Annotated in this window: 18 protein-coding genes and 2 pseudogenes; 13 read left to right on the top strand and 7 right to left on the bottom strand. The window is 58.5% G+C overall.

Annotation, left to right across the window (positions count from 1 at the left end; genetic code table 11):
* Positions 1 to 44 precede the first annotated feature (44 nt).
* The 10 genes from PYR65_RS26000 to PYR65_RS25955 all read left to right on the top strand — a co-directional run bounded on the left by PYR65_RS26000 (position 45) and on the right by PYR65_RS25955 (position 9,256).
* On the top strand, positions 45 to 941 hold the full coding sequence (locus PYR65_RS26000; RefSeq protein WP_060637232.1) for a carbohydrate ABC transporter permease: 897 nt from the start codon (positions 45 to 47) through the stop codon (positions 939 to 941).
* Positions 941 to 1,807, top strand: coding sequence for a carbohydrate ABC transporter permease (locus PYR65_RS25995; protein ID WP_276122206.1), 867 nt, complete (start codon positions 941 to 943; stop codon positions 1,805 to 1,807). The genes PYR65_RS26000 and PYR65_RS25995 overlap by 1 nt, the downstream gene beginning before the upstream one ends.
* 3 nt (positions 1,808 to 1,810) lie before the next feature.
* Positions 1,811 to 2,908 (top strand): ABC transporter ATP-binding protein, encoded by a 1,098-nt coding sequence (locus PYR65_RS25990; RefSeq protein ID WP_276122205.1) that lies wholly within the window; start codon positions 1,811 to 1,813, stop codon positions 2,906 to 2,908.
* A gap of 10 nt (positions 2,909 to 2,918) precedes the next feature.
* A complete protein-coding gene (locus PYR65_RS25985) occupies positions 2,919 to 4,031 on the top strand; it encodes a mandelate racemase/muconate lactonizing enzyme family protein (protein ID WP_276122204.1) in 1,113 nt (370 codons plus the stop codon).
* 12 nt (positions 4,032 to 4,043) lie between these two features.
* Positions 4,044 to 4,373 carry an L-rhamnose mutarotase gene (locus tag PYR65_RS25980; RefSeq protein ID WP_276122203.1) on the top strand — a complete coding sequence of 110 codons (330 nt, stop codon included), beginning with the start codon at positions 4,044 to 4,046 and terminating at the stop codon, positions 4,371 to 4,373.
* A 381-nt stretch (positions 4,374 to 4,754) separates the two neighbouring features.
* A complete protein-coding gene (locus PYR65_RS25975; protein WP_276122202.1) occupies positions 4,755 to 5,834 on the top strand; it encodes a Gfo/Idh/MocA family protein in 1,080 nt (359 codons plus the stop codon).
* Positions 5,831 to 6,280 (top strand): MaoC/PaaZ C-terminal domain-containing protein, encoded by a 450-nt coding sequence (locus PYR65_RS25970; protein WP_276122201.1) that lies wholly within the window; start codon positions 5,831 to 5,833, stop codon positions 6,278 to 6,280. The genes PYR65_RS25975 and PYR65_RS25970 overlap by 4 nt, the downstream gene beginning before the upstream one ends.
* 14 nt (positions 6,281 to 6,294) lie before the next feature.
* Complete coding sequence (locus PYR65_RS25965) at positions 6,295 to 7,029, top strand: SDR family oxidoreductase (RefSeq protein ID WP_276122200.1); 735 nt, start codon at positions 6,295 to 6,297, stop codon at positions 7,027 to 7,029.
* 23 nt (positions 7,030 to 7,052) lie between these two features.
* Positions 7,053 to 7,898 carry a fumarylacetoacetate hydrolase family protein gene (locus PYR65_RS25960; protein WP_276122199.1) on the top strand — a complete coding sequence of 282 codons (846 nt, stop codon included), beginning with the start codon at positions 7,053 to 7,055 and terminating at the stop codon, positions 7,896 to 7,898.
* Positions 7,899 to 7,978: 80 nt separating this feature from the next.
* On the top strand, positions 7,979 to 9,256 hold the full coding sequence (locus PYR65_RS25955; RefSeq protein ID WP_276122198.1) for an L-fuconate dehydratase: 1,278 nt from the start codon (positions 7,979 to 7,981) through the stop codon (positions 9,254 to 9,256).
* 34 nt (positions 9,257 to 9,290) lie between these two features.
* On the opposite strand, the gene PYR65_RS25950 is transcribed toward PYR65_RS25955, so the two are convergent.
* The gene (locus PYR65_RS25950) at positions 9,291 to 10,334 is read right to left on the bottom strand and encodes a class I SAM-dependent methyltransferase (RefSeq protein ID WP_276122197.1); all 1,044 of its coding nucleotides are present in this window, start codon (positions 10,332 to 10,334) and stop codon (positions 9,291 to 9,293) included.
* Positions 10,335 to 10,640: 306 nt separating this feature from the next.
* On the opposite strand from PYR65_RS25950, the gene PYR65_RS25945 reads away from it, so the two are divergent.
* A complete protein-coding gene (locus PYR65_RS25945; RefSeq protein ID WP_276122196.1) occupies positions 10,641 to 12,638 on the top strand; it encodes a putative bifunctional diguanylate cyclase/phosphodiesterase in 1,998 nt (665 codons plus the stop codon).
* A 41-nt stretch (positions 12,639 to 12,679) separates the two neighbouring features.
* Here PYR65_RS25945 and repC read toward each other — a convergent pair whose 3' ends face one another.
* The 4 genes from repC to PYR65_RS25920 form a co-directional block, all read right to left on the bottom strand.
* Positions 12,680 to 13,894: a plasmid replication protein RepC gene (gene repC, locus PYR65_RS25940; RefSeq protein ID WP_276122195.1), complete on the bottom strand. Its 1,215-nt coding sequence runs from the start codon at positions 13,892 to 13,894 to the stop codon at positions 12,680 to 12,682.
* Positions 13,895 to 14,048: 154 nt separating this feature from the next.
* A complete protein-coding gene (gene repB, locus PYR65_RS25935) occupies positions 14,049 to 15,074 on the bottom strand; it encodes a plasmid partitioning protein RepB (RefSeq protein ID WP_276122194.1) in 1,026 nt (341 codons plus the stop codon).
* 3 nt (positions 15,075 to 15,077) lie between these two features.
* Complete coding sequence (gene repA, locus PYR65_RS25930) at positions 15,078 to 16,277, bottom strand: plasmid partitioning protein RepA (RefSeq protein WP_276122193.1); 1,200 nt, start codon at positions 16,275 to 16,277, stop codon at positions 15,078 to 15,080.
* A gap of 853 nt (positions 16,278 to 17,130) precedes the next feature.
* Complete coding sequence (locus tag PYR65_RS25920) at positions 17,131 to 17,559, bottom strand: helix-turn-helix domain-containing protein (protein ID WP_328518524.1); 429 nt, start codon at positions 17,557 to 17,559, stop codon at positions 17,131 to 17,133.
* On the opposite strand from PYR65_RS25920, the gene PYR65_RS25915 reads away from it, so the two are divergent.
* Both PYR65_RS25915 and traR read left to right on the top strand, forming a co-directional pair.
* A complete protein-coding gene (locus tag PYR65_RS25915) occupies positions 17,545 to 18,453 on the top strand; it encodes a LysR family transcriptional regulator (RefSeq protein ID WP_276122192.1) in 909 nt (302 codons plus the stop codon). The two genes, PYR65_RS25920 and PYR65_RS25915, sit on opposite strands and share 15 nt — an antisense overlap.
* Positions 18,454 to 19,639: 1,186 nt before the next feature.
* Positions 19,640 to 20,344 (top strand): autoinducer-binding transcriptional regulator TraR, encoded by a 705-nt coding sequence (gene traR, locus PYR65_RS25910; RefSeq protein ID WP_276122191.1) that lies wholly within the window; start codon positions 19,640 to 19,642, stop codon positions 20,342 to 20,344.
* A 47-nt stretch (positions 20,345 to 20,391) separates the two neighbouring features.
* On the opposite strand, the pseudogene PYR65_RS25905 reads toward traR, so the two are convergent.
* Together PYR65_RS25905 and PYR65_RS25900 are read right to left on the bottom strand one after the other, a co-directional pair.
* Positions 20,392 to 20,538: pseudogene (locus PYR65_RS25905) on the bottom strand (transcriptional repressor TraM); the annotation flags it as partial.
* A 4-nt stretch (positions 20,539 to 20,542) separates the two neighbouring features.
* A pseudogene (locus PYR65_RS25900) lies at positions 20,543 to 20,785 on the bottom strand (conjugal transfer protein TraB); the annotation flags it as partial.
* Between the last annotated feature and the right edge of the window lie 14 nt (positions 20,786 to 20,799).

Raw genomic sequence — 20,799 nt, 5'->3', positions numbered from 1 at the left:
CGTGGCGCCGCTTTTCATTTCCGGCGCAAATCAAAGGGCGCGACATGAAACTATCCAGATTATCGGCCCCGGTGCTGCTGCTGTTTCCGGCATTCCTGGTTCTGGCGGCCGTCGTCGTCGTGCCGCTCGCCCTATCCTTCTATTCGAGCTTCACGCCGTTCCGCCTCACAAAGCCGGAATCGCTCTATGTCTTCATCGGGCTGCGCAACTATATCACCGTCATTTCGAGCTGGGATTTCTGGGTCGCGTTCGGACGCACCGTCCTGTTCCTGACGATCGCGCTGAATGCCGAAATGCTGCTCGGCCTTGGTCTTGCGCTCTTGGTCTCCAAGGCCGTGCGCGGTCAGCGGCTGCTGCGCACGCTGATGATGTTTCCGATGATGTTTTCGCCGGTTCTCGTCGGTTTTCAGTTCAAGTTCCTGTTCAACGACAATATCGGCCTGATCAACAACGCCCTGCAATCGCTGGGGCTGACCGACCAGGCCATCCCATGGCTGATCGACGGCAACCTGGCGCTGTTTTCGATCACCGTTGCCGAAGTCTGGTCATCGACCTCGGTGTTCGCGATCCTCATTCTGGCCGGTCTTCTCGCCATGCCGCGCGATCCGATCGAGGCCGCCCATGTCGATGGCTGCACCCCGCTGCAAACCTTCCGCTATGTCACTTGGCCCTATCTGATGCCGTTTGCCTTCATCGCCATGACCATCCGTTCGCTGGATGTGGCGAGAGCCTATGACATCGTCAAGATCATGACCGATGGCGGCCCGGCCAAGCGCACCGAGCTTTTGTGGACGCTGGTCGGACGCACCGCCTATGGCGATGCCCGTATGGGGCTGGCCAATGCCATGGCCTATTTCGCCATCGTCCTGTCGATCCTTTTCACCGTCTATTTCTTCCGCAAGCTCGCAGCCGCGCGCCAGCAGATCGGAGCTGAGTGGTAATGGATATCAATTCGTCCCACCGCCTGCGCAAGCGGCTTAATGCGCTCGCCCATGTCATCACCCTATTTGTGGCGATGCTGATCATCTGCCTGCCCGGCTTCTGGATCATCCTGTCGTCGCTGCGCCCGACCGTCGAGATCATGGCAAAGCCGCCGGTCTGGATCCCCCAGGACCTGTCGCTTGACGCTTATCGCTCGATGTTTTCAGGCGCAGGCCAGGGCGGCATTCCCGTCTGGTCCTATTTCCGCAACTCGCTGATCGTCTCCATCACATCGACATTCATTGCGCTGGGGATCGGCATGGCTGGCGGCTACGCTTTTGCGCGCTACAAGTTCAAGGGCAAGTCGGCGATCTTCCTCGGGTTCATGTTGACCCGCGCCGTGCCCGGCATCGCGCTGTCGCTGCCTTTGTTCATGATCTTTGCCCGCACCGGTATCATCGATACGCATTTTGCGCTGATCCTCACCTATGTCGCGCTCAACGTGCCTTTCACCATCTGGCTGATCGACGGCTTCTTCAGGCAGGTGCCGAAGGACCTGGCGGAAGCCGCCCAGATCGACGGCTGCACCCGCTGGCAGGCGTTCTGGCAGGTGGAGTTTCCGATGGCCGGTCCCGGCATCGCATCCGCTGGCATCTTCGCCTTTCTCATCTCCTGGAACGAATATGCGCTGGCCTCGCAGATCACCCGCTCGGTGAATTCCAAGACGTTGCCGGTCGGCTTGCTCGACTATACCGCCGAGTTCACCATCGACTGGCGCGGCATGTGCGCACTCGCCGTCGTGATGATCATCCCGGCGCTGACACTCACCTTCATCATACAAAAACACCTCGTCTCCGGCCTCACCTTCGGCGCGGTCAAAGGATAAATCATGGCTCCTGTCAGTCTGAAGAAACTGGTCAAGCGCTACGGCGCACTGGAAGTGGTGCACGGCATCGACCTCGAAGTGAAGGACCGTGAGTTCATCGCCCTGGTCGGCCCGTCCGGCTGCGGAAAATCGACGACGCTGCGCATGATCGCTGGCCTCGAGGACGTCAGCGGCGGCACGATCGAGATCGGCGGCAATGTCGTCAACGACCTGCCGCCCCGCGCCCGCAATATCTCGATGGTGTTCCAGTCCTACGCGCTCTATCCGCATATGACGGTGGGCGAAAACATGGGATTTTCGCTGAAGATCGCCGGGCGCCCGGTCGATGAAATCAAGGAGAAGGTGGCCGATGCCGCCGCCATCCTCGATCTCTCGCATCTGCTTGAGCGCCGGCCGTCGCAGCTTTCCGGTGGCCAGCGCCAGCGCGTCGCCATGGGCCGGGCGATCGTCCGGCGCCCGGATGTGTTCCTGTTCGACGAGCCGCTGTCCAATCTCGATGCCAAGCTGCGCACGCAGGTTCGAACCGAAATCAAGAAGCTGCATGCCCGCATGCAGGCGACAATGATCTATGTCACGCATGACCAGGTCGAGGCGATGACGCTGTCAGACCGTATCGTCATCATGCGCGACGGCCATATCGAGCAGATCGGCACGCCGGAAGAAGTGTTCAACCGGCCGCTGACCAAATTTGTTGCCGGCTTCATCGGCTCGCCGCCGATGAACATGGATGATGTGACCGTGGATGATGGCAAGCTGGTCTTTGCCAGCGGCGCCACGCTGCCAATTCCACCAAAATTCCGCCAAAGCCTGACGGCCGGCCAGAAGCTGACATTCGGCCTGCGGCCCGACGATTTCTTTCCGGCAGGTCATGGGCTCAATTCCGGCGATGCCGAGGCGGTCGCCGAACTGGAACTGCCGGTGTCGATCACCGAGCCGCTGGGCAACGAAACATTGGTCTTTGTCGGTTTCAACGGCCGCGATTGGGTGTCGCGTATGCTCAATCCGCGCCCCCTGCCCTCCGGCCAGGCCATCAAGATGAGCTTCGATCTTTCGCAAGCGCACCTGTTCGACCTGACCACCGGCAAGAGCCTTGTACCCTGAGGAAGCTTTGATGGCCCGTATAGAGAGAATTGAACTGCGAATGGTGGACCTTCAGCCGAAGGTGAAGCGGACCGATGCGATCCAGAGCTTTGTCAGCCAGGAAACCCCTTTCGTCACCATCACCGATTCCGATGGCGCAACCGGAACCGGCTATAGCTATACGATCGGCACGGGCGGCTCCTCCGTCATGCGGCTTTTGTCGGACCATCTCGTGCCGCTGTTGATCGGCGCGGATCCCGATTGCATCGAGGCGATCTGGCACAAGCTGGAATTTGCCACGCATGCCACCACGATCGGCCCGATCACGGCCTTGGCGCTCGCGGCTGTCGATACGGCACTCTGGGATCTGCGCGCAAAGAAGCAGAACCTGCCGCTCTGGAAGCTTGCCGGCGGCGCCCGCGACCGTTGCCCGCTCTACACGACCGAGGGTGGCTGGCTGCATATCGACAAGCAGGCGCTGGTCGATGATGCGCTGCAGGCGAAAGCCAAAGGCTTTTCCGGCTCCAAGATCAAGATCGGCCGCCCGCACGGTTCGGAAGATTATGACCGGCTGTCGGCGGTGCGCGCGGCCGTTGGACCGGCCTTCGAGATCATGACCGATTGCAATCAGGGCTTTGCCGTCGATGAGGCGATCCGGCGCGCTGGACGCCTGCAGGAACTGGATCTCGCCTGGATCGAGGAGCCGCTTCCGGCCGACGATCTCGACGGCCATATCCGGCTTTCGCGCTCGACCACGACGCCGATTGCCGTTGGCGAATCGATGTATTCGATCCGCCATTTCCGTGAGTATATGCAAAAGGGCGCCTGCTCGATCGTCCAGGTCGATGTCGCCCGTATCGGCGGCATCACGCCATGGCTGAAGGTTGCGCATGCAGCCGAAGCCTTCGATATTCCAGTCTGCCCGCATTTTCTGATGGAACTGCATGTCAGCCTCGTTTGCGCCGTACAGAACGGCAAATATGTCGAGTATATTCCGCAGCTCGACGACCTGACGGACAAGCGCATGGAGATCGTCGATGGCAAGGCGCTGGCACCTTCCGAGCCGGGCATCGGCATTTCCTGGGATTGGGATGCGGTCAAATCGCGCTCGGTCGAAGAATTCACCCACGAATTCCGGGCCTGACGGGAGACGATGATGCAGCGCATGAGCATGGTGATCGGGCTTGAGCCCACCAAGATCGCGCAATACCGGCGGCTGCATGCGGCCGTGTGGCCGGAAATCCTGGCCCTGATCTCGGACTGCAACATCACCAACTACTCGATCTTCCTGAAGGAACCGGAAAACCTGCTGTTCGGCTACTGGGAATATACCGGCTCCGACTTCGACGCCGATATGGCGAAGATGGCGGCGCATCCGAAAAACAAGGAATGGTGGTCGGTCTGCATGCCCTGCCAGAGACCGCTGTCCACGCGCAAAGACGGCGAGTGGTGGGCGATGATGGAAGAGGTTTTTCATCATGATTGAGATGTTTGGCCGAACTCACTTACAGGGAAAGGGCAATCGCATATGGCCCTCGGCGTCCTCCCTCTTCTCCCCAGCGGGGAGAAGGTGGCGTGGAACGCCGGATGAGGGGGGCCGAAGGCCACCTCACCTTGGCTCCGGCTCCGCCGAAGCCCCCCTCGTCGCCTCGCATCCGCTCGGCACTTCTCCCCGCTGGGGAGAAGAGGGAGATCGTTGCCCGGCGACTTCATTCCACATCAGCCGGTCGCCCTTTACCTCCCCCTTGAGGGGGGAGGTCGCGCGGCACGCGCGGGTGGGGGTGATCACCACAAGCTCTGAGTTCGCGGCAATCACCCCACCCCGGACCTGCGGCCCGACCCTCCCCCTCAAGGGGAGGGTAACGACATGACCTTCGATCCCACAACGCTGCGCCAATGGTGGCCAAAGCCTGATGCCCCGCGTCCCATCGTTATATTTGGGGCTGGCAGCATCGTTGGCGATGCGCATTTGCCGGCTTACAGGAATGCCGGTTTTCCGGTTGCGGGGGTTTACGATCCGGATGCCGGAAAGGCCCGTGTATTGGCGGAAACATGGGGCACCCGTGCGTTTGCGGATGAAAACGAGGCGCTCGCAGTCCAGGGCGCCATTTTCGACCTCGCCACGCCTCCGGCAACACATGCCGCCATCCTGTCGAAACTGCCGATCGGCGCTGCCGCGCTCATCCAGAAGCCGATGGGCGCGGACCTTGCCGCCGCAACCGCAATCCTGACGATCTGCCGCGCGCGCCAGCTAAAGGCGGCCGTCAATTTCCAGCTGCGGTTTGCGCCGATGATGCTGGCTCTCAAAGATGCCGTCGATCGCGGTTTTCTCGGCGAGATCGTCGATTTTGACGCCTGGCTGGCGCTTGCAACGCCGTGGGGACTATGGCCCTTTCTCAAAGGTCTGCCACGGATCGAAATCGCCATGCACTCCATTCATTATTTCGATTTCATCCGGGGCCTGATCGGCAATCCACACGGTGTCCACGCCAAGACCATCGGTCATCCCAACCATGACGTCCCCCAGACCCGCACGGCGGCCATTTTCGATTATGGCGACAGGCTGCGCTGCGTTCTGTCCGTCAATCACGACCATGATTTCGGCCGCAAGTTCCAGGCCTGCGAGTTTCGCATTTCCGGCACCAAGGGCGCTGCCTATGTCAAGCTGGGCGTCAATCTCGACTATCCGCGCGGCGAGCCGGACGAGCTCTGGATCCGCCCTGCCGGTGGCGAGGAATGGATTTCCGTGCCGTTGCAGGGCGCATGGTTTCCCGATGCCTTTGCCAATCGCATGGCCAATCTGCAGCGCTTTGCCACCGGCGAGGACGATGCCCTGATCGGCTCCGTCGAAGATGCCTGGCAGACCATGGCGCTGGTCGAGGCTGCCTATCAATCCAGTGCGCAGCCGGCGACGCCGCTTGCGCCCTTGCCGAGGTTTGAACCGTGAGCGAACAGATCATCCATTTCGAAGACTATGAACCCGGCTCCGTCAGGCTGACCACCGGCCGCACCATTACCGAGACCGATTTCGTCGTGCATGCCGGTCATACGGGTGATTTCTTCCCGCATCATATGGATGCCGAATTTGCCAAGACCCTGCCCGGCGGCCAGCGTATCGCCCATGGTACGATGATCTTTTCCATCGGCGTCGGCCTCACCGCATCGCTGATCAATCCCGTCGCATTTTCCTATGGCTATGATCGATTGCGTTTCGTCCGTCCGGTCCATATCGGTGATACCATCCGCACGCGCGTGACGATCGCGGCCAAGGATGACGACCCGAAACGGCCGGCATCCGGCCGTGTCACCGAACGCTGCGAAGTTATCAACCAACGCGGCGAAGTCGTGCTCGCCGCCGATCACATTCTTATCGTCGAACGCAAGAAAACCTAAAAGAGGCTAATGACATGACCGCCAATCTGACCGGCAAGAAAGTCCTGATCACCGCTGCAGCCCAAGGCATCGGCCAGGCCTCGGCCCTCGCCTTCGCCCGTGCGGGTGCCACCGTCCATGCCACCGACATCAATGCCGAGGCGCTTGCGAAGCTCGGCAATGAGCCGGGTATGACGACCCACATTCTCAATGTGCTGGAAGCCGATGCGGTTTCAAAGCTGGTCGCCGAAATCGGCGATATCGACGTTCTGTTCAACTGCGCCGGCGTCGTTCATGGCGGCTCGGTTCTGGAGATGAAGGACAGCGATCTCGAATTCGCGTTCGACCTTAACGTCAAGGCGATGATCCGCACTATCCGCGCCGTCCTTCCCGGCATGCTGGCGCGTGGCGACGGCTCGATCATCAACATGTCGTCGGTCGCCTCCAGCATCAAGGGCGTGCCCAACCGCTTTGCCTATGGCGTCACCAAGGCAGCCGTCATCGGCCTGACCAAGGCCATAGCTGCCGATTATGTCGCGCAGGGCATTCGCTGCAACGCCATTTGCCCCGGCACGGTCGAAAGTCCGTCGCTGCAGGAACGCATGCGTTCGCAGGGCGACTACGATACCGCCCGCGCCGCCTTCATCGCCCGCCAGCCGATGGGCCGGCTCGGCACGCCGGAAGAGATCGCCGGCCTCGCGGTCTATCTCGCCGGCGCCACCTATACAACCGGCCAGGCCTACGCCATCGACGGCGGCTGGACGATCTAACGCCCTAAAACAGGAACACCCTCATGAAACTTCTTCGCTATGGTACACCCGGCGCCGAAAAGCCGGCCATTCTCGATGCCGATGGCGCGATCCGTGACCTGTCTGGCCATGTCGCCGATATCGGTGGCAAGGATATCGACCCGGCTGCATTGGCCACACTGGCGGATCTCGACCTATCGAGCCTGCCTCTGGTCGAGGGCACGCCGCGCATCGGACCTTGCGTTGCCGGAACCGGGAAATTCATCTGCATCGGTCTCAATTATGCCGACCATGCCGCCGAATCCGGCATGGCCGTTCCACCGGAACCCGTGATCTTCATGAAGGCGACCTCGGCCATCGTCGGACCAAACGACGATTTGCTGATCCCGCGCGGTTCCGAAAAAACCGACTGGGAAGTCGAACTGGGCGTGGTCATCGGCAAGACGGCCAAATATGTGTCCGAGGCAGACGCCCTCGATTATGTAGCCGGCTATTGCACCGTGCATGACGTTTCCGAACGCGCCTTCCAGATCGAGCGCTCGGGCCAGTGGACCAAGGGCAAATCCTGCGACACATTCGGCCCGATCGGCCCCTGGCTGGTAACGAAGGACGAGGTTGCCGACCCGCAGAACCTCGGGCTCTGGCTGAAGGTCAATGGCGAGACGGTGCAGAACGGCACGACGAAAACCATGGTCTACGGGGCGGCCTTCCTCGTGTCCTATCTCAGCCAGTTCATGTCGCTGCATCCCGGCGACATCATTTCGACAGGGACGCCGCCCGGCGTCGGCACGGGCATGAAGCCGCCACGTTATCTGAAAGCCGGTGATGTCGTCGAACTCGGCATCGAAGGTCTCGGAAGCCAGAAGCAAACCACACGGGCAGATATCTAGAGTCTTGGCCGGTGCGGGATCGCTCGCACCGGCCAGCTCCCATTCACGACCGACGCCGCCATCCATTCCGGAGCAAACCCATGACCCGCATCACCGATCTTCGCGTCTTTGACCTGCGCTTCCCCACCTCGCAAAGCCTGGATGGTTCGGACGCGATGAACCCCGATCCGGATTACTCGGCGGCCTACGTCATTCTCGATACAGATATGGACGGCCTTTCGGGCCACGGGCTGACATTTACGATCGGCCGCGGCAATGAAATCTGCTGCGCGGCGATCAATGCCATGAAACACTTGGTCATCGGCGCCGAACTTGGCGATATCCTCGCGCATCCCGGAAAGTTCTGGCGGCATCTGACCGGCGACAGCCAGCTGCGCTGGATCGGCCCCGACAAGGGCGCCATGCATCTTGCCACCGGCGCCGTCGTCAATGCCGTCTGGGATCTGCTTGCCAAACAGGCCGGCAAGCCCGTCTGGCGCTTGGTCGCCGACATGCCGGCCGAAGAGATCGCCGATATCGTCGATTACCGCTACCTCACCGACGTGCTCACCCGCGAGGAAGCGGTCGCCATTCTCAAGCGCGCCGAAGCCGGTAAGGCCGAGCGCATCGCGACGCTCGAGGCGGAAGGCTATGCCTGCTACACGACATCCGCCGGCTGGCTCGGCTATGACGATGACAAACTGCGCCGCCTCTGCCAGGAAGCGATCGATGCGGGCTTCAACCATATCAAGATGAAGGTCGGCCGTGATCTCGATGACGACATCCGCCGCCTGCGTATCGCCCGCGAGGTCATCGGCCCGGATCGTTACCTGATGATCGACGCCAACCAGGTCTGGGAAGTCAACGAAGCCATCGAATGGGTGAACAAGCTCGTCTTTGCCAAGCCATTCTTCATCGAAGAACCGACCAGCCCGGACGATGTGGCCGGACACCGCAAGATCCGCGCCGGCATAGGCGCCGTGAAGGTTGCGACCGGCGAAATGTGCCAGAACCGCATCATGTTCAAACAGTTCATCGCCGAGGGCGCGATCGACATCGTGCAGATCGATTCATGCCGCATGGGTGGGCTGAACGAGGTGCTGGCCGTTCTGCTGATTGCCGCGAAATATGACCTTCCGGTCTGGCCGCATGCCGGCGGCGTCGGCCTTTGCGAATATGTCCAGCACCTGTCGATGATCGACTATGTCGCGGTATCCGGCACCAAGGACGGGCGGGTGATCGAATATGTCGACCACTTGCACGAACATTTCCTGGAGCCCTGCATCATTCAGGACGCCGCCTATATGCCGCCCCAGGCCGCGGGCTTCTCCATCGAGATGAAACCGGCCTCCATCGAGCAATATCTGTTCAAGGGTTGATGGATCGGGGCGGCCTGGCCGCCCCTCTCAAGTCTCAGCCGTATTTGCGGATAATACCGTAGACGATATGGCGGTTTTCACCGAATTCGACACGCGCCTCAACCGCGTTGCGGTCGGCGCTGGCGTTGATGATGTTCCACATTTCCACCTCTGAACGCAGCAGCAATGCCCAGTTCATGAAGGTTTCCATATAGCCGTCATCATCGACGTCACGCGAGAAATTGGCGAACAGAAACACGCCGTTTGGCTTCAACATGTCCAGGCAGGTCTGCGTCAGCTTGATCGCCACCTTGTCGGCGAGATAGTCGTAGAGACCTGCCGCATAGATGAAGTCGAACTTGCCAAGTGTGTGTGATTTCGTCAAAAGGCCGCGAACGGAGCCGTCGATCGCCTCGACGCAGGTACCGTTGAAGTCGCGGACCATCGAGCCGACGCTGAGCGGGTCCTGATCGAGGGCCACCCAGCGCTTGATCCGCTTTTCGCGCAGCGCAACCGAATTGTCAGCCTCACGCAAATGGCCGGCCGCGACAGTCAGAATTTCCGTATCCGGACCTTTTTCCGTCGCGATTTCGTCGACATAGCGTGTCAGAAGATCGCGCCGTTCGCGCACTGCAACCGGAGATGGCGACTGGCTGGTGTAACCGTAGAGTTCCTTGCCGAGCGGCGAAGCCTTGGCGATTTCCCCCGAAACGCTTGGATGGCCGTAGATGAAGTCGATCAACTGCGCATCGCCGGAATAACCACGCGGCTTCATGAACGACCAGCGCGTGAAGGGATCCTCATGGAAGAAATCGGCGACCGGATGGTTCTGCACGATCGGGATCAGTTCCTGCCAGACGTTGTGATGATATTTGCGCCGCGTTTCATGAAGCGTGCCGATCAGGCGATGGATGATCAGCGCGGGGCTCTGCTCATCGGTGATCTGCTGCTGCGCAATCTTCAGCGCCAGCGCGACTTCCACGCGGCCGGTTGCCAATTGCTCATAGTGAAGATCGGTTTTGGAGGATGAAAGTTCTGTGGTTATGGCCGCAGGGGTGATCAGGCTTTCGCCATCAAAGGCAATCTTAAATTGGGTCACTCGAGCCTCATGCGTTAACGGATCGTTAACACTATGGAGAAAAACGCGTGCAGTGCCAATCAAAATTGCACGTAACCGCATGTCATGGTTAACGTGCTCGCGTAACAGTTGGTTTGATCGCCCGAGCCTGCTAACCTACGGCAAATTCAGGAAAACTTAATGTACGTCGCCTACTGTGCCTAAAAGTGCTGTCTTTTCTTGATGGGCTGCCTCGCTTTCCTGCGCGTGCAAATATCGCGGGTTATGGTCGCAGCCGGAATTTCAGTTCAAGGGTGGAAGGATGCGACGCAACCCCATGGAACGTGCATGAAGCACACGCTGGCCGATGTAGTGGAGATCGACCTCAATGCTGAGCCGTTACGGCCGGCATCGGCGGAGCTTCGCACGCTCTATAAGGAGGAAGGCCAGAACATCCGCCGCCAGGATACGCGTCACGGCATGTGGATCGCGATCGCCGTCTACCTGCTGTTTTCGATCACCGACGTTCTGCTCGTTCCGGACGTCGCAGCATATGTGGTTGCATCCCGTTTCGTCATCGGGACCATTGCTTTTTTCCTGTTGGAAGCCGAGGTTCGCTGGAATGCCAGTGCCGATGTGATTGACACAACCTGCGCCGCCAGCCTGGTTGTTGCCTATGCCGGTTGGCTCTACCCGTCGCTGATGACGGCCGATACCGTCAGCATCTCCTATTACATGGTGTTCGGCGCGATCTTCATGATGAGCGTCAATCTGTTTTTCAGCTTCCAGTTCCGCCTGTCCCTGATTGCCTCAGCCATTATCCTGTTCATTTTCCTGGCTGCGTTGCAGTCTTTTCCGCTGATCGACCACTCCTACAAGCTTGCATTCGGAACATTTTGCATCTCCTGCTTCGTTTTCACCTCGTATGTGAACTGGAAGCTGAACAGGGAGCGCTACAAGGTGTTCCTGAATGCTTTCGAGGCAAAGCTTCAGCAAAAAGAGGCGTCGGAGCGGGGCGATGCACTGTTGCGATTGTCAAATACCGACCCGCTGACCGGACTTGAAAACCGCCGCGCCATCGATCAACGGCTCCGGGACTACTGGAGCGACTGGCAGAGATATGGCACCAGTTTTGCAGCCATCCTCATCGATGTCGATTTCTTCAAAAAATACAACGATTGCTACGGCCATCAGGAAGGCGATCGATGCCTTATCCTGGTCGCCGATGCCCTTGCGGATTCGATAAAGCGCTACAATGGCTCGATCGGTCGTTATGGCGGCGAAGAGTTCGTCGTGCTTGCGCGCGTGGACACTCTGGAAGAGGTTGCCGATCTGGCGGAAAACATCTGCCAGACCGTGGAAAGCATGGGCCTGGTGCACCAGCAGCGCCGCGATGGCATGTCGATCGTCACGGTCAGCGTCGGGGCTGCGTTCACCCGGAGCCAGGCCGGCACGAAACTTGAAAAGATCATCCACGAGGCCGATCGCGCCCTGTACGCCGCCAAGGCAAGCGGACGCAACTGCGCGAAGCTGTTCGACCCCAATGATCCGCAAAGCAGCGATGAGAGCGAAAATATCGCGGCTCTCCTGAAAATCGCCACCGGTCAGAACCTTGTATCGCTGGTCTATCAACCGATCCGCAACGTTTCCACCGGCCGCCTCGAGGCCGTCGAGGCCCTGATGCGTCTGAAGATGCTGGATGGAACTGCGGTTTCTCCCGTTCTCTTCATCCCGATCGCAGAGCGAACCGGCGCCATCTTGAACCTTGGATACTGGGCTATCCGCAAAGTCTGTGCCGATCTCCTGATCGACAATCATGTCCGTGTCGTCAGCGTCAACGTATCGCCGATCCAGCTGAAGACGCCTGGTTTTGCCACATCTGTGGCTGCCATCCTTGGCGATACCGGTGTTGCCGGCGGCAGGCTTGCCTTCGAGATCACCGAGGGCATCGAAATGGAGATGAATTCCGACATCCTGCGCTGCATCAGCGATCTGAAGATGCTGGGTATCCGGATCTGGCTCGATGATTTCGGAACGGGTTTTGCCGGCCTCTCCTGGCTGCGTCTGATCGATTTCGATACCGTCAAGATTGATCGTTCCTTCCTGCACGACAGCAGCACCGCAAGGGGTAAGGCCATGCTGCAGGATATTATCGGGCTGGTGCGTAATCGCGGCCACAAAATCCTCGTCGAAGGTGTCGAAACCGACGAACAGCTGGAACTCATGCGCGAATTTCGCATCGATCACGTCCAAGGCTTTCATGTCGGCCGGCCCGCGCCCCCGGAGGATTTTCACGCGCTTCCCCCGATTGACGATCAGGCGTCCCGGTTGCGAAGGCCAGCCTAGACTGCAAACAGGGCTCTGTGGGCTGGACAAGGCCCCCTGCCCTACCCGGCTTTCCGGTCCCCCGGCGCATTGGCCCGCATCAGCGCCATCAACATTGGCCCCAGTGAAAACTCGCCCTTTTCGGCTCTGCGGGTCAGATCGCGGAGATATCCGCCGGCAGAATTGATCTGGCCGCCCCGCTCTAGGATGCAAGCCATCACGGCCGCCGCATTTTCAGGACCGAGAATTTCGCAAGCCTGCTGATAGGCGCTGGGACTGACGCCCAACATCGAGCGCACCACCACTGCGGCAGCCATCAGGTCACGCCAGCTGGAAATACCGCCGCCCGGCCCGTACATGGTGATATCCGGGCATGCCGACAGCACCATGTTGAGTGGGAACGCCTTTACCCGCTCATTCCCACCGTGCCGCCCGGTCACGGAATTTTCCTCCTGCTTCTTTTCGAGAGCAGGTTCAGATTCAGAAGTAGCGTCGGGATTTGAATTCTGTATGTGCCGCTCATTTTGGAGGGCATTGCCGCTTGTTTTTTGTTGATTGATCTGTGTTTCCAATCGGTTGGCCACCTCATCGCGCAATGCCTCGATTTCGCCCAGCGCGGCCGTCAGCTCAATTGCCCCTGGCTTGCGCGGGAGTGCGCCCAAAAGAGCGCTATAATGCAGATGCGTGCCTGCCCAATCGCCCGCAATCCCCTCCTCCAGCGCGGTTTCGATGAGCTTTGATAGGTCGCGGCTGCAGATGGTCAATCGCTCGCGCAGGCGCTGCGTATGCAGGCGCTCCGCAACAACCTCGTCTGCCAGCCGTTCGATATCATCGGCTCGTGCCAGAAGCGGTGCTAGGGAGAAGCCGAAGGCCTCGTCGATCGAGCCCGCCCGGTCACGGCGCGCATAGCGCTTGCCGTTGGCACTGTCCTTGCGCGACAGAAGCCCCGCCTCGACAAGCACCGCCAGATGCCGGCGCAACGTCTGTTCCGCCATTCCATGGGCACGCAACGAGAGCTGCGCATTCGAGGGAAAGACGACGAGGCCGTTGTCCACCGACAGCTCATTCTTCGGATAAAAGCTCAAGAGCGCGTTCATAACCGCTAAAGCACGATCGGTTATCTGAAGGCGCGAACGTGCCTCGCACAAACTGCGATAGAGTTTCCACTTGTCGACCGACTTTTCCGGCTCGATCTCCTGGGCCAAAACTTGATTTGCCACCATGGCAAGCGTCATCGGCCGCCGCCCAAAGGGCGTCGTCACACTTCCAACCTGCATTTTCTTCACCTTGTAAAAGGCAAAAGAAATTTGCTCACCAAAACGATGCCAAAGACTCTTGACTATGATTCGTGGAAATGTGATTCTCTAGCTGCGAAACTTATGAGAAGGGCTTCCACGACGGAAACGTTTGGGGGCCTTTTTCTTTTGCGGTTCAGTCTCCTGTTCCTGTTGTCTCTTTCGATTGCACGAAATCGTCGTAAAGCGCGGAAAGCTTGCCTTCCACATAGGCGCCAAAATCCGGCTCGACCGTCTTGTCGAACACCAGTTTCAAAGCGTCGCCCGTCTCGGATATTCTCACCGCCTTGCGGCCCGTACCGGCACTCCAAAACGAGCTTCGCGCCTTGTCCCTGCTCTCCCGCAGCCGGTCGTAGACCGCCTGGAAGCGCGCGTCTGATGTCAGGCTGTCAAAACCTGTGGCGCGAAGTGAATCGAGCGCTCGTTTCCTCCGGCTCTCGTCTTCGATCAGATCGGCAAGCTCGGCCCAGCGCGTCCGGCCAAAACCGGGAGCGGCACCGATCGCTTCGATAAGTTCAGCAGGCAGCCGGTTTACAAGCGCGATCATGCGCGACAGGGCAGCCTTATCGACACCCAGCGCAGACATGATGACATCGCGGCTGAAATTGCGTCCTTCCAGGCGTGAAGCAAAGAAGGCGCGCTCGATAAATGTCAGGTCTGTCCGCGCATTGTTTTCCTGCCCCTGGCTGACAACGAGCTGTTCGTCAGTGAGATCGCGAATCACGGCGCGGATGGGGCCGCCGATCGTCCTGATGGCGGCCAGGCGGCGGTGACCATAGGCAACCTGAAAGCGCCCTTCCCTCTCCGGGTGCGGACGCACAAGGATAGGCACCTGCTGCCCGTGTTCGCGAATCTGAGAAACCAGAAGCGCCTGGTCTTGCGAACTCACGCTGAGCCGATCGACAACGAACGAACTGTCCAGTACCGCCGTGTCGAGTTCGACGATCGCCTGCCCCTGAGCAAGCTGCTTCTCCAGCGCATCGACACGCTGTGCCTTCTCATGCACGCCACCCAGCGACTGGGATATGGCGCCAACGGGACTTGCCCGTTTCAACGGCTTTTCAAAACCGGCAAGCGGCCGCGAATTGGCAAACGCAGGCTCATTGTCCACCTGCGGGTTCACATCGGATTCGATGAGGCTAAAAACATTCTTGCGCGCCACCCGTTACTTCCTCCCCCATGTTCGCTTGATCAGATCCTCTATTTCCGTATTCACGGCCGTGAGGGATTCAAGCGCCCGGTCATAGGTACCTCTGGTGAACTGGTTCCTGTCCACCTCATACAGCGTCTGCTTGGTCAGCCCGGCATCGGAAATCGCCGTCGATTTGACCATCGAATTTTCCAGAACCCGGTTTCCGAAAATCGAGCGCATGAAGCCTGACATCTGCGATTGTGGACCGTCGTTCGGCTCATACCGCGTCACGAGATAGCGCATCCAATCATAGTCCATCGAACCGCCGGCTTCTTCGACAACCGACAGCAGATCCCCGGTCATATGCAAAAACTGGCTCATCGACATCACGTCGAGCATCTGCGGATGCACAGTGATGAGAACCGCCGTCGCCGCGCAGAGCGCTGAAAGCGTCAAGAAGCCCAATTGCGGCGGGCAATCGATCACCACAATGTCGTAGGCGCTTTCGATCTCTGCCAGGCATTCGCCGATGCGGGCAAAGAACATCGAATCCGATTGATGCCGGTCGGCCAGAGCCTTGGGCGTTTCATGCTCGAACTCCATCAATTCCAGATTTCCCGGAATGATATGGAGATTGGGCGTATAGGTCGCCCGTACGATATCGGTCACGTCCCGCCTGGCGCCATCATAACGGATCGCACCGTAAAGCGTTTCATTTTCGCCGACGTCGAATTCCGGCTGATGCCCGAACAGCGCCGAGAGCGATGCCTGCGGATCGAGATCAATGGCAAGAACCCGGTAGCCGCGCAAGGCGAGAAACTGTGCAAGATGCGCCGATGTCGTGGTCTTTCCCGAACCGCCCTTGAAGTTCATCACGGAGATGACCTGAAGCTTTTCACCCTCACGCCGATGGCGGACATATTTGCGAGGCCCCTTCCCGCCTTCGTCAAGAAGATGGCGAAGGTTTTCGATGTCCTGCACCGAATATTGACGGCGGCCATTGGCCAAGGGTTCAGGCCCATGCCCATCCGCCACGATCTGGCGCAGATATCCCTGGTGGATACCAATGAAATCGGCAGCCTCAGCCGGTGTGAACTGGCGAATATTCTTTTGCGCTGTGGGCGGGAATGTGCGCTGTTGGTGCGCCTGCAGCTGGCGCGACAATTCTTCGGCATCAGTGGCGATCAGAGAGCGCAGGCTCTCACCATTTTTATTGCCTGCGATGTTCAACATATTGGCCCCGACTCAATCCGCGCTTATTATTTGATTAGCGCTTAAAATGCGCTGATCTCATTAGGCCCGATTCTATCCGGCGTGGCAAAGTCTTTTTCGTTAACGACAGATTAACCAACAGCATCCGGATTCGGGAAGCTGTTGTTGTACAAGTACAACTTCTTTGGAGCGACACCGCTTCGGTGCGGTTAGCAGCGGTTTCCCCAGAATGATTGATTGGCCGCGAGATGGATCACGCCTGGTTGACCATACGAAAACAACCGGACGAAACCGATTCACCTATGCTTCAAAACTAAGGGTTCCCCCCCCATTGGCAACCCGACGGCCTTTTACTGCAACGTTTCGCACGGCGCCGTCTACGACAGAGGGCCACTCACGATCAAGATATTGTACAAAACGCATCGTGATGCAGTCGTGTTTGGCGAAGTCATCCGGATGCATTGGTGTGCCATTTTTTTCTAGGTACGCAGGTGATGCGCAAACTATTCTCCTATCTTCCCCGAGCGACTTCGCTGTGGCAAACCCGCCCTCCAGTCCCAAAGCAAAGGAATTTGGTGCGCTCACTGCAAGAATGGATCAAAAAGGTAGGCAACGGTGCTTGTTCATTATGGGGCGCTAACTCTCAGATGATGCCCTCGCTAAGTTGCGCCAAAGCGATTGATGCTGTGCGCAGCTATTTGAATGTCATCCGCAACCAATGTGGATGTACGTTACACAGTCCGCCTCCGTTGCTCGCTACGGATACTCTCGCCCGGAGTTACCTAAGTAGCTGAAACTACTGAAATCCAACTGAAACTGTTGATCGTTCCTATCAAGGCGAGCAAATTTCCGAGTCGCCGCGGGCGTGAGCCGTTCATGGGGGGGTGCGAGCAACCGCAAGTGCTTCGACCATGATGGCAAGTCTCTGAAGATCGTCATGGTCAAGAGTTCGCAGTGCAGCCTCGATGCGTTCTTGAAGTAGATGCTCCTTGCTTTCAGTCCGTTTTTCGACTGTCGAACCTACCAGTTCGTCCACGCTGACACCCAAAACTCTTGAAATACGAATTAACGTCGCTAGGTCCGGCTCCCGCCGTCCACTGACGTAATTGCCATAGCGGCGATCGCTCAGGTCGGCACGGCGAGCCACCTCGGCATTCGAAATACCGAGTTTCGCGGCGCGTGAGCGTAAGTTTCTAGCAAATGGCTCCATCCCCACAATTTGTTCATGACAAACCACACGGGTCCATGTACGATATGTTGGTATCAAAACCAACAATATGTAGGATAAATGGAACTGCGCCAACTCACCTACTTCGTCGCTGTTGCCGAGGAGTTGCATTTCGGCAGGGCGGCAGCACGGGTGCATATCGCCCAGCCGGCCCTGTCGACGCAGATCCAGGCGCTGGAGCGGGAGCTGGGCGTGCAGCTGTTTGTCCGTTCGACACGGCGGGTAGAGCTTACGGTTGCCGGCGAGACATTCTATAACCGCAGTGTGCGGATTTTGAGCGATATCGATATGAGTGCGCAAGCGACGCGTTCGGCTGCCGGCAAGACCGTGCGCAAGATCCGGATCGGCACGATCTATCCAGCCACCATCGGCGTGCTTCCAACCTTTCTGTCGAAGATCGCTCGTAAATATCCCGACATCCAGCTGCAGATCCAGAGCGGCTCGACCAGCGATATCATCCGCAGCCTGGAATCCGGCCAGATCAACCTTGGCTTCATCCGGCCCGTGGAGAACATCGGAAGCCTGCGGTTCTTCTCCATGGCGAATGATGAATATCTGCTCGCTGTGGCCAAGGAAAGCCGTCTTGCCAATCTGGCAGAGATCGACATCGAAGACCTACGCGATCAAAAGATCATCTCGTTTTCGCGCCAGAACCTCTCCTATACAGAGCGGTACTTTGCCGAGATGTTTGCCGAGCACGATCTGGCCCGCAATATCGCCTATAGCTGCGACGACACCTTCGCGCTGATCTCGTTGGTATCAGCAGGCCTTGGCATTGGCTTTGCACCGCAATGGACGAGAGATTTCCCCAACCGCAATTTCGAGCTTCGAAAGGTGAGGGGGGTGGATTTCAAGATTGGCATGGGGGTTGCCTGGAATATGAAAGATCCAACGGCCTCGCGGGACGATATCATCGATATTGCCCGCTCGCTGGTCCGGCATCAAAGACCCCCGGCTGAGCTTCGGTGATATGGTGCGAGCCAAGATGCAGGCGCCAAAGCATCCAGCGATCATCAACGACAACTCAGAAGCGGGAGACTATGGTAGTGTGCGCACCAACGATCCACGAAGCTGCATCAAACGGACCTTTGCACCCCCAGCCAGGGTGATCTGTCTGATGAGGACATCATTACTTAGGCACACGCTGTTTATGGAACTGAAACACCAACCGCGCGATCCCGTACTGTGCGTTGGACGCATGGTTCGAGGACAAGGAGGGCAAGTTTCGCCGCTTCGCAGGGGGTACTTCGCAGGCTCAGGAACTAGTCGCTCCAGGCTTGCTATTCGCTTGGCTAGCTGGCGGACCTACCACATTGTGCCAAGGCAAAGCACTATGATCTATAGCTGATGTTGACCTGCGGCGCCGGCGGCGCTGTGCTAATAGCCTGATTGCTCCCGTAGTTCTTCTCCAAAAATGATGAAGCGGTTGGCAGAGTCGATTAGCTGTTCCAGAACGTCGTGAGGAAAAATTACAGCGGGTTCAATGGAACAGACCTGCGCGCTATCCTGGCAAGCGCGATTGTCTGGTTGGTTGGCCCGGCACATGCAAAACCCACATCGCTGCCGCCCTAGCGGAATACGCGCTCCTTTTCCAGCACTTGATTCCTGGCGCTGACGCTCGATTGACTGACGCCGAGAGGCTGGTGGCGGCGAAAATTGAGATATTCCGCCGCCGGCGTCAGGATCAATTCTGTACAGGGATGCTTCCGTCGACCAGGGAAGCGATTGCCGTGTTCCTGGCGATGAGCACGAGCGTCTGCATATGATTGTAAAGCCACTTTCGATCTCAACCAGCTGCGAGACCGGGCATATGTATTACACAGAAGGGGTTCTGTCCGATCAGATCGACATTGCGCTCGCTCTGAGTCACAAAGACATCTCCAACCCGTCCCCGCTCGATCAGGCGAGACTGGCAGTTGCAGGTTCGGTAGGTCCTGTCGCGAGTTGTTCCAACGCATTCACTCCGCGGTGAGCGAAGTCCGCCGGGGGCGAAGGCTCGCGTCGCCGAGGGTTTTCACAAACTCATAAAGTGGCTTTTATTCTAGTTCCACATGCACTATTATGCAATCTTGGGTTGATTTTTGAGCGCATATAATTGTAAACGTCGAGGGGCTCTAGTGATCTGTTCCACCTGACGACCAAATCGGAGTGAAAAATGCAGCATTGGCTGGACAAGCTGACCGATCTTGCGGCGATACAGGGCGACGAAAGCATCCTCACGCAGGGCCTTTCCGACCTCACCCACCACTTTGGCTTCACCGGCTACGCCTATCTGCACATCCAGCACAAGCACAGCATTGCAGTCACCAATTATCATCGCGAGTGGCGGTCGACGTATTTCGAGACGAACTTCGATAAGCTCGATCCGGTCGTCAAGCGCGCGAAATCCAGAAAGCAAGTTTTTGCGTGGTCCAGCGAACACGATCGCGCAAGGCAATCGAAGGAAGAGCGCGCCTTCTATGCGCATGCTGCCGATTTCGGCATCCGCTCCGGGATAACCGTTCCGATCAAGACTGCCAACGGCTCGATGTCGATGTTCACTCTAGCGTCGGAAAGGCAAGCAATCGATCTCGACCGTGAGATCGACGCGGTCGCGGCCGCCGCTGCCGTCGGACAGCTCCCTGCCTGCATCTCGTTCCTTCAAACCACTCCTACCGTGGAAGATGCCACCTGGCTCGATCCTAAAGAGGCGACCTATCTAAGATGGATCGCCGTCGGCATGACGATGGAGGAGATTGCTGATGTGGAGGGCGTCAAATACAACAGCGTCCGCGTCAAGCTTCGCGAGGCGATGAAGCGCTTCGATGTCCGGAGCAAGGCCCATCTTACGGCGCTGGCAATTCGCAGAAAACTGATGTGAGAGCGCCGGTGGCCGAGTTGCTCACCATGTATGGCCATGAATCCGGATTAGTTAACGGTCGGGATGTAGCCGAGCATGCTGATCAGGGTACTCACTGCGCTCATCTGCGCGTGCATCTCGATGCTGGCCTCAATGTAACGAAGATGCTGTGGGCCACCGGTCAATTCCTCTGACCTGTAGCTTTCCGGCAGTGCCGGCAAAGGAGAGAGAAGCTGTTGCCCAGAGCAGAAGCCCAGGCCAGAGATCGGCGGCATAGAAGTTGGCGACGCCCTGCGGCAGCCCACGCGAGGCAGCCAGAAAATATCCGGCCGAGACGAGCAACGCGGTCAGTCTGGACGGCGACAACACCCAGAGCGCCGGAAACAACACAGCAACCGGAAGGGTCAAGACATGGCCGCTCCAGGCAGTCCAGCCGCAAGTGACAGATACCGCGATGAGCAGGCAGGATCGCCGCC

This window comes from Pararhizobium qamdonense (genome assembly GCF_029277445.1).
In the GTDB taxonomy this organism is placed as follows: Bacteria; Pseudomonadota; Alphaproteobacteria; order Rhizobiales; family Rhizobiaceae; genus Pararhizobium; species Pararhizobium qamdonense.
This window is presented reverse-complemented; position numbering and strand designations above follow the sequence as displayed.

Excerpts from the sequence above, each read along its gene's own strand:
- PYR65_RS26000 (WP_060637232.1), top strand. The coding sequence starts at position 45 with ATGAAACTATCCAGATTATCGGCCCCGGTGCTGCTGCTGTTTCCGGCA.
- PYR65_RS25995 (WP_276122206.1), top strand. The coding sequence starts at position 941 with ATGGATATCAATTCGTCCCACCGCCTGCGCAAGCGGCTTAATGCGCTC.
- PYR65_RS25990 (WP_276122205.1), top strand. The coding sequence starts at position 1,811 with ATGGCTCCTGTCAGTCTGAAGAAACTGGTCAAGCGCTACGGCGCACTG.
- PYR65_RS25985 (WP_276122204.1), top strand. The coding sequence starts at position 2,919 with ATGGCCCGTATAGAGAGAATTGAACTGCGAATGGTGGACCTTCAGCCG.
- PYR65_RS25980 (WP_276122203.1), top strand. The coding sequence starts at position 4,044 with ATGCAGCGCATGAGCATGGTGATCGGGCTTGAGCCCACCAAGATCGCG.
- PYR65_RS25975 (WP_276122202.1), top strand. The coding sequence starts at position 4,755 with ATGACCTTCGATCCCACAACGCTGCGCCAATGGTGGCCAAAGCCTGAT.
- PYR65_RS25965 (WP_276122200.1), top strand. The coding sequence starts at position 6,295 with ATGACCGCCAATCTGACCGGCAAGAAAGTCCTGATCACCGCTGCAGCC.
- PYR65_RS25960 (WP_276122199.1), top strand. The coding sequence starts at position 7,053 with ATGAAACTTCTTCGCTATGGTACACCCGGCGCCGAAAAGCCGGCCATT.
- PYR65_RS25955 (WP_276122198.1), top strand. The coding sequence starts at position 7,979 with ATGACCCGCATCACCGATCTTCGCGTCTTTGACCTGCGCTTCCCCACC.
- PYR65_RS25945 (WP_276122196.1), top strand. The coding sequence starts at position 10,641 with ATGAAGCACACGCTGGCCGATGTAGTGGAGATCGACCTCAATGCTGAG.
- repC (WP_276122195.1), bottom strand. The coding sequence starts at position 13,894 with ATGCAGGTTGGAAGTGTGACGACGCCCTTTGGGCGGCGGCCGATGACG.
- repA (WP_276122193.1), bottom strand. The coding sequence starts at position 16,277 with ATGTTGAACATCGCAGGCAATAAAAATGGTGAGAGCCTGCGCTCTCTG.
- PYR65_RS25915 (WP_276122192.1), top strand. The coding sequence starts at position 17,545 with ATGGAACTGCGCCAACTCACCTACTTCGTCGCTGTTGCCGAGGAGTTG.
- traR (WP_276122191.1), top strand. The coding sequence starts at position 19,640 with ATGCAGCATTGGCTGGACAAGCTGACCGATCTTGCGGCGATACAGGGC.